The following is a 12,343-nucleotide window of genomic DNA, read 5'->3' as shown; positions in this document are numbered from 1 at the left end:
AGGAATAGGATGACAAGAGAGATAATACAAGAATTAGAAGGAGTAGAGACTCCTTTATATTACTACGATTTACCACTTTTAAGAGAAACACTATCTGTCGCTAAGAGTGCAGCAGATCGTTTTGGTTATCATATTCACTATGCTATAAAGGCTAATAATAATCCGCGTATCTTAAGAGAGATTAGTGCTCACGGCTTCGGTGCAGACTGTGTGAGTGGGCTAGAGATAGAGCGCTCTATAGCAGAAGGCTTCTCTCCATCAGATATCGTGTTCGCAGGAGTAGGTAAGACAGATAGAGAGATATTAATCGGGTTAGAGAATCAGATTATGTCGTTTAATATAGAGTCTGTACAAGAGCTACAAGTGATAGGTGATTTGGCTACTAAGCATCAGCTAAAAGGGCGTATCGCCTTGCGTATAAACCCTAATGTTGATGCAAAGACGCATCACTATATCACTACGGGATTAGATGAGAATAAGTTTGGTATCATGATGCATGAGTTAATGAACTGTATCGAGATCATCAATAAGAATGAATATTTAGAATTAATAGGATTGCACTTCCACGTGGGATCGCAGATCACGGACCTGAATGTGTTCAAACGTCTATGTCTAAAAGTAAATGAATGGAATACTTGGTTCTATGAGAGAGGACATGATGTACCTGTGTTAAACTTAGGTGGAGGATTAGGGATTAATTATAGCGAACCTGATGAAGAAGCTATTGTTAACTTTTCTAATTTCTTCTATTTGTTCCACGAGTTTCTAGACGTGAGACCACATCAACAAATTCACTTTGAACTAGGGCGTTCTATCATTGCGAATAGTGGGACTCTGATCAGTAGAGTGTTATATATAAAGGAAGGACTGAAGAAGAACTTTGCTATTCTAGATGCAGGTATGACAGAGTTATTAAGACCTGCCTTATACCAAGCGTATCACAAGGTAGAATTACTATCTGATAAATATGCGGATGAGGTGACTAACGAAACAGAAGTGAAGTATGATGTAGTAGGGCCGATCTGTGAGAGTAGTGACTGTTTTGGCAAAGATGTTTTACTTCCAAAATTAAAAAGAGGAGACCTAATCGCTATTCGTTCTGCAGGAGCTTATGGAGAGGTGATGTCATCGCGTTATAACTTGAGACAAGAGTTAGAATATTTTTTCAAAGAATAACATTAAAATAGTTTCATATTAAGAATAGTTTGTTAAATTTGAGTTCGAACAATAGAAAGTTATAAATTTAAAAAAGAGTAATAATGACATTAGGAGACATTGATGTAGCAGGAGAAATAATTGATTTAAATTTTCAATTATTAAGAACACAGATTTTATTAGAAGAAGTTTTAAAGCACAATGCAGAAACAATGAAATTGCCTTCACCAGAAGCAATGAATGAAATCAATGAGTTCGCTTTGAAATCTATTCAACAAAAATTCCCAAATATGAATATTGGAAGAAAAGAAGATGAGCCTCAAGCAGAGCAAGCTGAATAAGCTAAATAATACAAAAAAAGTCATACTACTAGTATGACTTTTTTATTATAGTTAATTGAGGTAATGTATGTCTATATATTATAAGCAGTAATCAGCTCCCCAGTCTTGGTGACCTCTGTCTTTCCAGCATTGGTAACTTTCTTTAATACCAAGTACTCTAAAAGTGTCTTTTTTCTTCTCCACAGTCATGATTACTTTCAAAGCTTTTAACGAATCATCATTGATCCCATCTTCTAATAAAGAAAGGGTAAATTTATTAGGATCTGTTGTCGTTGCTTTCGTGATGATATAAGTGTAATTGCCTTCTGCAGCCATATCTTCTGGTGCATATTCTTGCATGATCTTTTCGATAGAGTTTAAATTCTGCTCTATAATAGTCTTATTCAGAGTGTTGATTTCACTCTGTTCGATTATTCTAAACTCTCTATCTTCTGCTGTCATAGAAGTCAATAAATTCGGTTGATCTACAGGAGCATTGCCTGCAGTAGCACTATTATTTCCACAACCCATAGAAATGAAAGCAAAAATAAAACCTACTACAACGATAATCTTTTTCATACTTATTTAATTTTAGCTTTGAATTATGTTTCAAAAGTAAACAATAAGAACTTAAAGTTTGGTTATAGTAGGTTTGATAAATTACTAAATAATAGTTAATTATTTAGAGGTTGTATTTTTGATAATAATAAATTATTGACATTTTTTTTATTATATTCCTATTTCGAACTGTAGTCTAAAATACCAATTGTTCTTCGTAGGACCTTGGTAGAACTTCTGTTTATCATACGTTAACTCAGCTTGTAACTTAAAAGTATGTTCCCAAAGGTATTTGTTGGCTCCTAGTGAAAACTGTGTTGTATTTGGTAAATTGAAGTCTGTGTTTTTGTGTAATTGGTCTTTCATAGTTTGAGTAGATACTCGTCCTATGATCTCATAGTTACTAGGGAAGATATAACTTAGCTGGTAGTCCATTCCTTGACCGGCAAAGATGTAGTTATATCCATCTGTAGGATCTTCAAGATTGTTTAATGACAATGCATCGTCTAAGGTTCTGTTCATATAAGATACCATACCAGCCCATCCATTATATTTAACGATACCGTCTAGCATTAATGAGTTGAATGACTTTGCTTCTCCTAGTTTATTCCCTGTTTGTCCTTGTGATTTCATTGCATTATTATTGCGATGGAAGGTACCTGATAACATTAATTTAGGAGTTGCTTCTCTAGCTAAGTCACCTTCAAAGAATGCACCATTCTTAGAGAAACTACCTAAAGGGAATAATTCTACTCTACCTGTTAATGCATAACTATCGCTTTCGCTCCCTGAGAAGTTACGACCTCTACCTGTAGATACGGCAGTCTTAATATTATATCCGAATTCATTCTTCTTCTCACGTAAGTAATAGGCTTGTATACCGAAATCACGATCGATGTTGAACTTAGAGTTGTTAATAGAACGATCTGTTAACTGTAGTGCTCCTGAAGAGTTAATACGCTGTCTGTTACCAGGTAGTTTAGTCTGTCCGAAGATAAAGTTCCAGTTTTCGTTAGGACGATATGTTAAGGCAGCATCACGGATGATATTAATAGGTTCATTCTCTTTGGTTGTCCCTAAATCTTTAGGAGCGAATGAAAGCTGAATTACATATAAGAACTTAGGGCTACCTACGAAACCGTCAAGTCTTAGACGCAATCTCCTGATTTCTCCTTCATAGGTGTTTTTCTCACCATCGTTTTCATTGAAGGTTAATCTGTTCTGCATTCTGAATCGGATATTTAACTGGAAGATACTGTCTGCAGAAGTCATTCCTAGTCCTTTACCATAACTATAGTATGGTAGTTGTTCTAATTTTAATTCATTACTAGTGGTTTCATGCTTAATTTCCTGTGCCATTGTCAGCATTGGACAAAGCAAAAAAAGACATTGTAAAAGCTTTTTCATAGTGTGTTGTATTTATTTGTGCAAAAATAACATTAGTTTTGCAATAGGAATACTTATGTTGTTACTTCAATGTAAAGATAGTGTTACCAAAAGGTTAAGGAAACAGATTTAATAAGAAATTATGGTGTATATAGGTTATCATTTTAATGTAGAACCAAGAGAACTTGGTACAGAAATACTGATTGCGGAGTTAGGAGAAAAGGCATTTGAGAGTTTTGAAGAGACAGCAACAGGTGTTAGTGCTTATGTTCAAAAAGATTTGTGGACAGAGGATATTTTAGAAGATGTTTTTATTTTACAGTCAGAACAGTTTACAATTACTTATAGAAAAGAGGAAATAGCTCAAGTAAACTGGAATGAGGAGTGGGAAAAGAACTTTGACCCAATCGATGTAGATGGTATATGTTATGTAAGAGCTCCATTTCATGAGAAAACAAGTGCTCAGTATGATATCGTTATAGAACCAAAGATGAGCTTCGGTACAGGACATCACGAGACTACCTTTATGATGATTCGCCAGATCTTGAATAACGATATGCAAGATAAGGTAGTGCTAGATATGGGATGTGGTACAGCTATCTTAGCGATATTAGCTGCTATGCGCGGAGCTAAGCACGTAGATGCTATCGATATCGATAACTGGTGTTATCTTAACTCTATAGAGAATGCAGAGAGAAATAACTGTGCTAACGTAGAGGTATTCGAAGGAGATGCTTCTATAATTAGTAAAGAGCCTAAGTACAATGTAATCTTAGCTAATATTAACAGAAACATCCTATTAAATGATATGGATAAGTATATCGCTAGTTTGTATAAAGGAGGTGAGATTTACTTCAGTGGATTTTATACAGAAGATATTACAGCGATTAAAAATTGTGCAGAAAAGATTGGTTTAGTTTTTGAAAGTTCTTTAGAAAAGAATAATTGGGTATCTTTGAAGTTTATAAAAGGATAAAATTTCATTACTATATAATATATTATGAGTACACAAGAGCAAATTCAGGAAAATGTAGATGTATCTGAATTACTGAATGGAAACAGTGAAATTGTTTTGTATAATGACGATGTAAATACTTTTGATCATGTCATCGATACGCTTATTCGCGTGTGTGATCATACATCTGAACAAGCAGAACAATGTGCTGTATTAGTACATTATACAGGTAAATGTACGGTTAAAACTGGGGAGTTTAAGAAACTTAAGTCTCAGTGTTTACAATTATTAGATGCAGGTTTAAGTGCTGAAATTATCTAATAATTATAAGGTATAGAAGTGTAACAGGACTGAGGTACTGTAGAAAATATAAAAAGGCTACTCATATCATATGAGTAGCCTTTTTTGTGATTATTTCTCTCTAAATTTTATGCCAATGAAAGTTCGAGTAGGGTTGCCCCTTTCTACTTTCGTTTGGTTTAGCCACGTATTCTTTTCTTCTAGTTTGACTTCATTTAATGCCATATACTGAAGTTTACCTAGTATTCTTTCGGTGGCTAATTTTTTGTTTTGGTGCTGAGATCTACTATCCATTGCTAGTACAGTAATGCCTGTAGGCAGATGAGTAGCTCTTACAGCCGAGCTAACTTTATTGACATTCTGTCCGCCAGCTCCAGAACTGCGTACAGCTTGGTATTGAATATCACGGTCAAGAATCGCAGGATCACTTGCTTTAGTGCTTTCAAAAATACCGATGTACCAATTCTTCCTTTTGTGTTTAGGTCTAAAGGGACTTTCGCAAATCCACTGTATTGTACCTAACCAAGTTCTCAAAAAAGTATCAACTTCTTTAGACGTTTCGACGATTTGGATAAAGACCGACGCGCCATGTGCGTCGGCTTCATCCTGTATTGGATCAACTTTAATATTGGATTTGACTGCGTCGTCTATAAAAAGTTGTGCGATCTTCTTAACGGCAAAATCACACTCTTGGGGACCTCTACCTGATGTAATCTGAATAACTGTTGCCATAATTACTTATCCATTCTTACAAATTTAGGGGTAAAGCTTCCCAATACTTTTACTAATTCGCTTTGAGCTTGCATCACTGCATTGATGTCTTTATAAGCCATTGGGGCTTCATCTACGCTACCTCCGATAAGTTGAACACCTGTAGAGCTTAGCTCTTTCTTAATCTCACTCTTGGTAAACTTCTGTTTACATGCCGCGCGTGAGTGTAGGCGTCCTGCTCCATGAGAGGCAGAATTTAAGCTCTCTGCATTTCCCAGACCTTCGACTATATAGCCATTAGTAGTCATCGATCCCGGGACTATTCCTAATTGTCCTTCTGCAGCAGGAGTAGCTCCTTTGCGGTGAACAATTAATTCTTTGTTATTAATCACTTCTTTCCAAGCGAAGTTATGATGGTTTTCGATAGTGAAAGCTATCTGCTTACCTAATGCTTTAGCAATGCGACGGTGTATATCATCGTGACATGCCTTTGCGTAATCTCCTGCAAGATTCATGGCTAACCAATACTCTTGCCCATCATGTGTGTTGAGGTCTAACCAAGCTAAATGTTGTGCATTGCTTGGTAGAGGGCATTGTTTAGCTGCTAAATACGTATAGTGCTTAGCGATATTAGCTCCAAGACCTCTCGATCCACTATGTGAAAGAACTGCGATATATTCTCCAGGTTCTAATCTCCACTCAGGTTTAGTCTCCGTTAATCGAACGATACCAAACTCTACGAAGTGGTTACCACTACCTGATGTTCCTAATTGTTTGTATGCTTTATCTAATAAGCCTTTTACAAAAGGAATGTTTTTAAACTCTTCTCTACTGAATACTTCATGATCAGCTTTGACTTTATGTGTGTCATACATACCGAACTTGGTGTGTTCTGATAATATGTTTAACAACATATGGTCTTTTCCTTTTAGGAAGCTGGCAGGTAGATTAAAGACTGACATACTCATACGACATCCTATATCTACACCTACTCCATAAGGAATAACAGCATTGTCAGTAGCTAACACTCCTCCGATAGGTAAACCATATCCGTAATGAGCGTCAGGCATTAATGCCCCCTGTACTGCCACAGGTAATTTTAAAGCAGTGAACAGTTGGTATTTCGTCTGTTCGTCTATAGCGTCTTCTCCATAGATAGAGAATGGTACTCTATTGGTATTCAGTTGATGCTTTTTGACTTCTACTTGTTTTATCATACTCTCTGCTACTTTGCCCCAGATACCGTCTCCTATGTAAGAATCAGGATTCTTTAGTACAAGCTTAGCTTCTTCAAGTATGTTGTTTTTATTCTCTTTTTTCTTATATCTATTTACTTGCCCTAAGGCGATGTTTATTGTATTGTTTTGAGGAAAGCCTATTTTAATAAAGTCTCTCCCAGAAAGTTTCCTTCCCATGATGTAAAATTTAAATTGACTAAATGCTCAATTGTTAGTTCACAATTGATCTGTTTTTTACTGATGATCTTTAGCATCTATCAGTCAATTCGGGTTTTAATGACGTTAAGGGTCCGGAATAAACACAAAAAAGCCCGAATTTAAATCTTCGGGCTTTTCATTTATATATAAAATTAGATATTCTAAATAAAAGTAGCACGAAGATACACCCCAGCAATCCCTGCTGATGCGAATGATGTAGAAGTATAATTTAGTACAAACATTTTCTCTTCGTTTTTAATTGTTAAACTTTATTTTCAGTGCAAAGATTGTATAAAAGATTTGAATTATGCAAGGGAAAAGAGAAAAATATTTTGTAAATAAAATATTTATAAGGTATTTAGATACTAATATCCTAAACTTGGGAGGGAGCAGCTGATACTGTGTTTTTTGTGTAAATGGTTTTAAGATAGGTTGTTAATTTAGTTTATTTTGAAAAGTATCAATCAAGATCAGCAGCGATTACTTTGAATTTTATAAAAGCAGGAGAAGGAATAGATCAGTTCTATCCTCACTTAATAATTAATAGAGGACTTAAGAATACAAAGGATCCTAAGACAGTAAAATAGTCTATTCTATAAGAAATTAAAAAACGCTTAAAATTAATAGTATAGTTTTATTTAAGACAGCAATAAGTCACTATGATTTATTGCTGTTTTTTTATGGTCATATTTTATCAGTGATTTAAAAGTTTACCTTTGTGTATCACAAAAAAAATAAAACAAATGAAAAAGATTTATTTATTCCTTCTAGGATTGAGCTTATCACTTCAGTCATGTGTGACGAAGGAAGAAATGTACGTAAAAGATAACGGGGCGGTAGATTACACCTTTAAGATGGACTTTAAAGAGTTGTTACAAAATGTGCCTGATAAGAATGCTATTTTTAAAGGAGATGCCGAGAAGTTAGAATTGATTAGCGGACAGGAATTAAGCATAGATCAGATACTTGATTTCGCTATGTTAAAAGAAAAGAATGGAGAGCAGAAGAAAGATAGTATTATTAAAGCAAACAAAGAGTTATTTGACAATACTAAGAATGTACGCTTTATGATTAATATGAAAGACTCTTTAGCTGATTTTAATTTAAAAGTAATTGCAAAAGATATGGCAGACTTGAATCAATCACTTATAAATATCAATAAGATAACAGATAAAACAAGTGAGCTAGATAAGAAGCAAAATGGAAAGAAACAACCACCTTTATTAGTTGAGAGTCAATATAGTCTAGACAGCAAACAATTCGAAAGAAAGGTTAGTGTAAAAGATACTGAAGAAGCTAAGAAAGCGAATGAGATGGGAGGAATGGAAGCGATGTTTACTTATGTTCTAAAAACAAGTTTTGACAAGAAAATTAAGTCTGTATCTTATGAAGATGCCGTAATCAGTAAAGATGGTAAATCTTTTGAAAAGAGATTCTCTATGTCTGATATTATAGCTAATCCTAAAGTGTTAGAATATAAAGTGGAGTTCAAATAAGAGCATAAAGATTCTATTTTGAACATCTAAAAATAAAAAGAGGAATTTACACTTAGTAAATTCCTCTTTTTTTGTATTATAATTTATTCATATTTCCAGCTAAAGCTTCAATGAATTTACCGATAGGTCCTTTTACCATCATCGCCATCATTGGGTTAAAGCTACCTTCGAATTGAAGTTGTATCTCAGAGTTATTAGCATCTACTTCAGTAATATTTCCAGTTAATGTAAAAGGAAGTTTATCACTAGCAGCACCTAAAACAACTTTAGAGTGAGGAGTTTGATCTTTTTGTTTTAATTTAATCTCTGGCATTCCTTTTAATGCAAAGATAAAAGAATCATCTCCTGTAACTTCAAACTTAGCAATTGACTCAGGCATTAGTTTTTCAAAGTTCTTAACGTCTGTCAAAGCGTTGAAGATATATTCTGCTGATTTAGCAACAGTTACTTTTTGACTTTCTAAATTCATATATTCTAGTATTTAGGATATTATTATTGATTCCATTCAGCAGGGTTCTTTCTCCACTCTTGTAGTGTGTCTAGATCACTATCTGAAATATATTTTTGGTTTACTGCATTTTCTAATAAAGAAGAGTAGTTACTTAGTGTAGTTAGTTCTATTCCTGCATTTTTGAAGTTGTCTTCAGCTACTTGGAATTCATAAGTAAAGATAGCAGCCATACCTAGGATATTAGCTCCGTTCTCTTTTAGTGCGTCAACGGCTTGTAAGCTACTTTTACCAGTACTGATAAGATCTTCGATAACAATAACTGATTTACCAGCTTCTAATTGTCCTTCGATTTGATTTTGTCTTCCGTGTTTTTTAGGTTCAGGACGTACATATACAAAAGGCAGTTCTAAAGCTTCTGCTACTAGAAGGCCTATACCGATAGCTCCTGTAGCTACTCCTGCGATTACATCTGGTTTGCCATATTTAGCTACGATGTTCTCAGCAAATTCTTTTTGTAAGAACTTTCTAATCTCTGGATAAGACAATGTGATACGGTTATCGCAATAAATAGGTGATTTCCATCCTGAAGCCCAAGTAAAAGGATTTTTAGGATTTAATTTAATTGCGTTAATTTGCAGAAGTGACTCGGCAGTTTTGTGTGCTGTTTCTTTATTAAAAATCATAATACAAATGTATAAAGTTTTTGTAAACGACAAACCATTGTTCTTAACAGATAAAATCGAGAAAGAAACCGATTTTCAACTGTTCTTATTAGATAGTGTCGATATTGACAAAATTATCATTAAATATTTTCAAAATAAAATTGAGAAGGCTTTTTTATATCATCCAGATGAAAAAGAGATCTTAAAGAAGATAAAAGAAAAGATACCAGTACAGAAAGCAGGAGGTGGAGTTGTGTTTAATCCAAAGGGAGAAATTCTTTTTATTCTTAGAGGTGGTAAGTGGGACTTACCTAAAGGAGGAATTGAGAAAGGAGAAGAAATGGAGGAAACAGCTATACGAGAGGTAGAGGAAGAAACAGGTGTGTCTAAACTTAAGATAGTGCGTAAATTGCCTAAAACGTATCATATCTTTAAAAGAAATGGTAAGTATAGATTGAAAATTACTACTTGGTATAAAATGACTTCTACTTTTGACGGACCATTAGTAGGTCAGATAGAAGAAGATATAGAACAAGTAGCATGGTTAAATAAAGAACAAATCCGAGAGGCAATGAATAACTCTTATGAGAATATTAAGTTGCTTATAGATGAACTAGGAATATTAAAAGATGAATAATTTAAAAAGCCTATCTAAATCGATTTAGATAGGCTTTTTTAGATTCTATATTGGATTAGAATTTTACAGTAGGAGGGACTAGTTTAGAATAGTCTCCTTTATTACGGATAACATCTCTCACTATACTAGAGCTAATAAATGAAGTACTCGCTGCTGTTAGTAAAAAGACAGTTTCTATTTTTGTCAAGAAACGGTTTGTATGTGCAATTGCTTTTTCAAACTCGAAGTCAGCTGGGTTTCTTAGTCCTCTAAGAATGAACTGTGCTCCTACTTTAAAACAGAAATCAGTAGTTAATCCTTCGTAAGTAGCTACTTTAATTTTAGGCTCATCTTTAAATGTCTCTTCTATAAAGCGCTTTCTGTCTTCTAGTGAAAACATATATTTTTTATCTGAGTTTACTCCGATAGCAACAATAATCTCATCAAATAGAGGTAATGCTCTTTGGATAATATCGTAATGGCCATTTGTAATAGGGTCAAAAGAACCTGGTAAAACTGCTCTTCTCATGGTATCTAAAATTAATTTGCTTTCTGCAAAGCTAAAACAATTGCATTGTCAAACAAGTCAGCTAGGGCAATATTAGCCGCTTTTGCTTGTTGTGGTAGAATACTTTCGTTCGTTAAACCTGGTACAGTATTCATTTCTAATAAAAATGGAACTCCATCCACTATGATGAATTCACTGCGAGAGAAGCCTTGCATATTTAAAATTGTATAGACTCTACTAGCTATATCTGCTACTTTATCTTTAACTTTATCATCTATTCTAGCAGGAGTTATCTCTTGAGATTTACCTAAGTATTTTGCTTCGTAGTCAAAGAAATCGTTTTCAGAAACTATCTCTGTCATAGGTAGTACTTTTATCTCTCCTTGATAGTCAATAACCCCAACAGATACCTCAGTACCATTTAAAAAACTTTCGATTATAATCTCGTTATCTTCTTTATAAGCTACGTCTATGGCAGTAAGTAATTCCTCTGTTGTTTTTGCTTTAGAGATACCAAAGCTAGAACCAGATCTATTTGGTTTCACAAAACAAGGCAACCCAACACGTTGAATAATTTCTTCAGTATTGATAACATCTCCTTCATTTAGATAATAAGAGATAGCTGTTTTAATACCAAACGGTTTTAATACCGAAAGCATATCTCTTTTATTCATCGTTAAAGCAGCTTGGTAATAGTCACATGAGGTATGAGGCATTCCGATAAGAGAGAAATAAGCTTGCATTAATCCATCTTCTCCAGGAGTACCGTGTATAGCGTTAAATACAACATCAAAAGTGATTTTATTTCCTTTATAGTTTACCGAAAAGTCATTTTTATCAATAGGGAATTCATCATTGTTATCATCTACATATACCCATTTGTTTTCAAATATATGTACTGGGTAAGGAATATACTTAGATCGGTCTAGTGTATCGCATACCACTTTACCACTTGTCAATGAGATTTTGTATTCACTAGAATATCCCCCCATAATTACTGCTACGTGCTTCATATAGAGCTAAATTTTAATACATTAGTATGAATTACTAGTTTGTATTTGTTCAAAACAAATTTATAATAAAACATAGAAACAAAAAATGTTTTCGATTTTATATCTTTGCTCAAAATAAGTAGATATGAAATTAATGGATTTTCTAAAAAGTAGAGCCTTTTTTATTTCCTTAGCGAGTGCAGTCGTAATCGTTATACTAGGTGTGTTCTTAGCGCTTAAGTGGTTGGCACATACGACTAATCATGGAGAAAAGATAGAAGTACCAAGTTTAATTAAGTTAGATACCGACCAGGCATTACAACTGTTAGAGAAAAACGAGTTGAACATGGTCGTATTAGATACACTTGATTATGATAAAGATTTCCCTCCGTTAAGTATTGTAGAGCAGGACCCTGCTCCGAAGACGGGTGTGAAAACGAATAGAAAGATATATGTGAAGATTAATGCATCGGGTTATGGTAATGTAAAATTGCCAAAGCTTGAAGAATTAACTTACCGTCAGGCCTTAGCGACTATTAAGTCATTAGGTTTAAAAGAAGGAACGATTACATACCAGACTTTCATTGGAAAGGATGTTGTGCTTAAAGTTTATCAAAAAGGTAAAGTCTTAAATGAAGGGGACAAAATAGCAAAAGACTCTAGAATTGACTTTGTTTTAGGAGATGGTAGAGCGGGTTACTCAGAAGAAGAGCTTGACGTAGCGCCAGCTATCGAAGATGCGAATGGCAATTCTAGTAATTCTAGTGAATTTGATTTTTAAAAGATTTAAATAAGAT

The 12,343-nt window shown here is 34.2% G+C and carries 15 protein-coding genes; 7 read left to right on the top strand and 8 right to left on the bottom strand.

Annotation, left to right across the window (positions count from 1 at the left end; genetic code table 11):
* Positions 1 to 9 precede the first annotated feature (9 nt).
* Positions 10 to 1,176: a diaminopimelate decarboxylase gene (gene lysA / locus MODO_RS08370; RefSeq protein ID WP_006260612.1), complete on the top strand. Its 1,167-nt coding sequence runs from the start codon at positions 10 to 12 to the stop codon at positions 1,174 to 1,176.
* Positions 1,177 to 1,259: 83 nt separating this feature from the next.
* Entirely contained in the window at positions 1,260 to 1,496 is a 237-nt protein-coding gene (locus MODO_RS08365) for a hypothetical protein (protein ID WP_006257142.1), read from the top strand.
* Positions 1,497 to 1,574: 78 nt separating this feature from the next.
* On the opposite strand, the gene MODO_RS08360 is transcribed toward MODO_RS08365, so the two are convergent.
* Positions 1,575 to 2,054, bottom strand: coding sequence for a hypothetical protein (locus tag MODO_RS08360; protein WP_006257141.1), 480 nt, complete (start codon positions 2,052 to 2,054; stop codon positions 1,575 to 1,577).
* 150 nt (positions 2,055 to 2,204) lie between these two features.
* Entirely contained in the window at positions 2,205 to 3,440 is a 1,236-nt protein-coding gene (locus tag MODO_RS08355; protein WP_006260613.1) for a porin, read from the bottom strand.
* Positions 3,441 to 3,561: 121 nt separating this feature from the next.
* Between MODO_RS08355 and prmA the strand changes: the two genes are divergently transcribed.
* On the top strand, positions 3,562 to 4,395 hold the full coding sequence (gene prmA / locus MODO_RS08350) for a 50S ribosomal protein L11 methyltransferase (protein WP_006260614.1): 834 nt from the start codon (positions 3,562 to 3,564) through the stop codon (positions 4,393 to 4,395).
* A 24-nt stretch (positions 4,396 to 4,419) separates the two neighbouring features.
* Positions 4,420 to 4,695 carry an ATP-dependent Clp protease adaptor ClpS gene (locus MODO_RS08345; RefSeq protein ID WP_006257138.1) on the top strand — a complete coding sequence of 92 codons (276 nt, stop codon included), beginning with the start codon at positions 4,420 to 4,422 and terminating at the stop codon, positions 4,693 to 4,695.
* A gap of 90 nt (positions 4,696 to 4,785) precedes the next feature.
* On the opposite strand, the gene prfH is transcribed toward MODO_RS08345, so the two are convergent.
* Both prfH and MODO_RS08335 read right to left on the bottom strand, forming a co-directional pair.
* A complete protein-coding gene (gene prfH / locus MODO_RS08340; protein ID WP_006260615.1) occupies positions 4,786 to 5,406 on the bottom strand; it encodes a peptide chain release factor H in 621 nt (206 codons plus the stop codon).
* 2 nt (positions 5,407 to 5,408) lie between these two features.
* On the bottom strand, positions 5,409 to 6,800 hold the full coding sequence (locus tag MODO_RS08335; protein WP_006260616.1) for an RtcB family protein: 1,392 nt from the start codon (positions 6,798 to 6,800) through the stop codon (positions 5,409 to 5,411).
* 764 nt (positions 6,801 to 7,564) lie between these two features.
* Here MODO_RS08335 and MODO_RS08330 point away from each other — a divergent pair.
* Positions 7,565 to 8,317, top strand: coding sequence for a hypothetical protein (locus MODO_RS08330; RefSeq protein ID WP_006260617.1), 753 nt, complete (start codon positions 7,565 to 7,567; stop codon positions 8,315 to 8,317).
* A gap of 76 nt (positions 8,318 to 8,393) precedes the next feature.
* Here the strand turns inward: MODO_RS08330 and MODO_RS08325 are convergent, their stop codons facing one another.
* Complete coding sequence (locus MODO_RS08325; protein WP_006257134.1) at positions 8,394 to 8,786, bottom strand: hypothetical protein; 393 nt, start codon at positions 8,784 to 8,786, stop codon at positions 8,394 to 8,396.
* 23 nt (positions 8,787 to 8,809) lie between these two features.
* Positions 8,810 to 9,451 (bottom strand): orotate phosphoribosyltransferase, encoded by a 642-nt coding sequence (pyrE, locus tag MODO_RS08320; protein ID WP_006257133.1) that lies wholly within the window; start codon positions 9,449 to 9,451, stop codon positions 8,810 to 8,812.
* 7 nt (positions 9,452 to 9,458) lie between these two features.
* On the opposite strand from pyrE, the gene MODO_RS08315 reads away from it, so the two are divergent.
* Positions 9,459 to 10,067 (top strand): NUDIX hydrolase, encoded by a 609-nt coding sequence (locus MODO_RS08315; protein WP_006257132.1) that lies wholly within the window; start codon positions 9,459 to 9,461, stop codon positions 10,065 to 10,067.
* A gap of 55 nt (positions 10,068 to 10,122) precedes the next feature.
* Here the strand turns inward: MODO_RS08315 and coaD are convergent, their stop codons facing one another.
* Together coaD and MODO_RS08305 are read right to left on the bottom strand one after the other, a co-directional pair.
* Positions 10,123 to 10,575, bottom strand: a complete 453-nt coding sequence (coaD, locus tag MODO_RS08310) for a pantetheine-phosphate adenylyltransferase (RefSeq protein WP_006260618.1) — start codon at positions 10,573 to 10,575, stop codon at positions 10,123 to 10,125.
* Between the two features lie 11 nt (positions 10,576 to 10,586).
* Positions 10,587 to 11,567 carry a D-alanine--D-alanine ligase gene (locus MODO_RS08305; RefSeq protein WP_006260619.1) on the bottom strand — a complete coding sequence of 327 codons (981 nt, stop codon included), beginning with the start codon at positions 11,565 to 11,567 and terminating at the stop codon, positions 10,587 to 10,589.
* Between the two features lie 124 nt (positions 11,568 to 11,691).
* Between MODO_RS08305 and MODO_RS08300 the strand changes: the two genes are divergently transcribed.
* Positions 11,692 to 12,327: a PASTA domain-containing protein gene (locus MODO_RS08300; protein ID WP_006260620.1), complete on the top strand. Its 636-nt coding sequence runs from the start codon at positions 11,692 to 11,694 to the stop codon at positions 12,325 to 12,327.
* Positions 12,328 to 12,343 lie beyond the last annotated feature (16 nt).

Source organism: Myroides odoratimimus, assembly GCF_001485415.1.
GTDB classification, from domain to species: Bacteria; Bacteroidota; Bacteroidia; order Flavobacteriales; family Flavobacteriaceae; genus Flavobacterium; species Flavobacterium odoratimimum.
Note: the sequence above shows the minus strand (reverse complement) of the source record. Positions and strands in the feature narration are given on the sequence as shown.

What these genes read in the sequence shown, in the direction of transcription:
- lysA (WP_006260612.1), top strand. Translation starts at nt 10, where the DNA reads ATGACAAGAGAGATAATACAAGAATTAGAAGGAGTAGAGACTCCTTTA.
- MODO_RS08365 (WP_006257142.1), top strand. Translation starts at nt 1,260, where the DNA reads ATGACATTAGGAGACATTGATGTAGCAGGAGAAATAATTGATTTAAAT.
- MODO_RS08360 (WP_006257141.1), bottom strand. Translation starts at nt 2,054, where the DNA reads ATGAAAAAGATTATCGTTGTAGTAGGTTTTATTTTTGCTTTCATTTCT.
- MODO_RS08355 (WP_006260613.1), bottom strand. Translation starts at nt 3,440, where the DNA reads ATGAAAAAGCTTTTACAATGTCTTTTTTTGCTTTGTCCAATGCTGACA.
- prmA (WP_006260614.1), top strand. Translation starts at nt 3,562, where the DNA reads ATGGTGTATATAGGTTATCATTTTAATGTAGAACCAAGAGAACTTGGT.
- MODO_RS08345 (WP_006257138.1), top strand. Translation starts at nt 4,420, where the DNA reads ATGAGTACACAAGAGCAAATTCAGGAAAATGTAGATGTATCTGAATTA.
- prfH (WP_006260615.1), bottom strand. Translation starts at nt 5,406, where the DNA reads ATGGCAACAGTTATTCAGATTACATCAGGTAGAGGTCCCCAAGAGTGT.
- MODO_RS08335 (WP_006260616.1), bottom strand. Translation starts at nt 6,800, where the DNA reads ATGGGAAGGAAACTTTCTGGGAGAGACTTTATTAAAATAGGCTTTCCT.
- MODO_RS08330 (WP_006260617.1), top strand. Translation starts at nt 7,565, where the DNA reads ATGAAAAAGATTTATTTATTCCTTCTAGGATTGAGCTTATCACTTCAG.
- MODO_RS08325 (WP_006257134.1), bottom strand. Translation starts at nt 8,786, where the DNA reads ATGAATTTAGAAAGTCAAAAAGTAACTGTTGCTAAATCAGCAGAATAT.
- pyrE (WP_006257133.1), bottom strand. Translation starts at nt 9,451, where the DNA reads ATGATTTTTAATAAAGAAACAGCACACAAAACTGCCGAGTCACTTCTG.
- MODO_RS08315 (WP_006257132.1), top strand. Translation starts at nt 9,459, where the DNA reads ATGTATAAAGTTTTTGTAAACGACAAACCATTGTTCTTAACAGATAAA.
- coaD (WP_006260618.1), bottom strand. Translation starts at nt 10,575, where the DNA reads ATGAGAAGAGCAGTTTTACCAGGTTCTTTTGACCCTATTACAAATGGC.
- MODO_RS08305 (WP_006260619.1), bottom strand. Translation starts at nt 11,567, where the DNA reads ATGAAGCACGTAGCAGTAATTATGGGGGGATATTCTAGTGAATACAAA.
- MODO_RS08300 (WP_006260620.1), top strand. Translation starts at nt 11,692, where the DNA reads ATGAAATTAATGGATTTTCTAAAAAGTAGAGCCTTTTTTATTTCCTTA.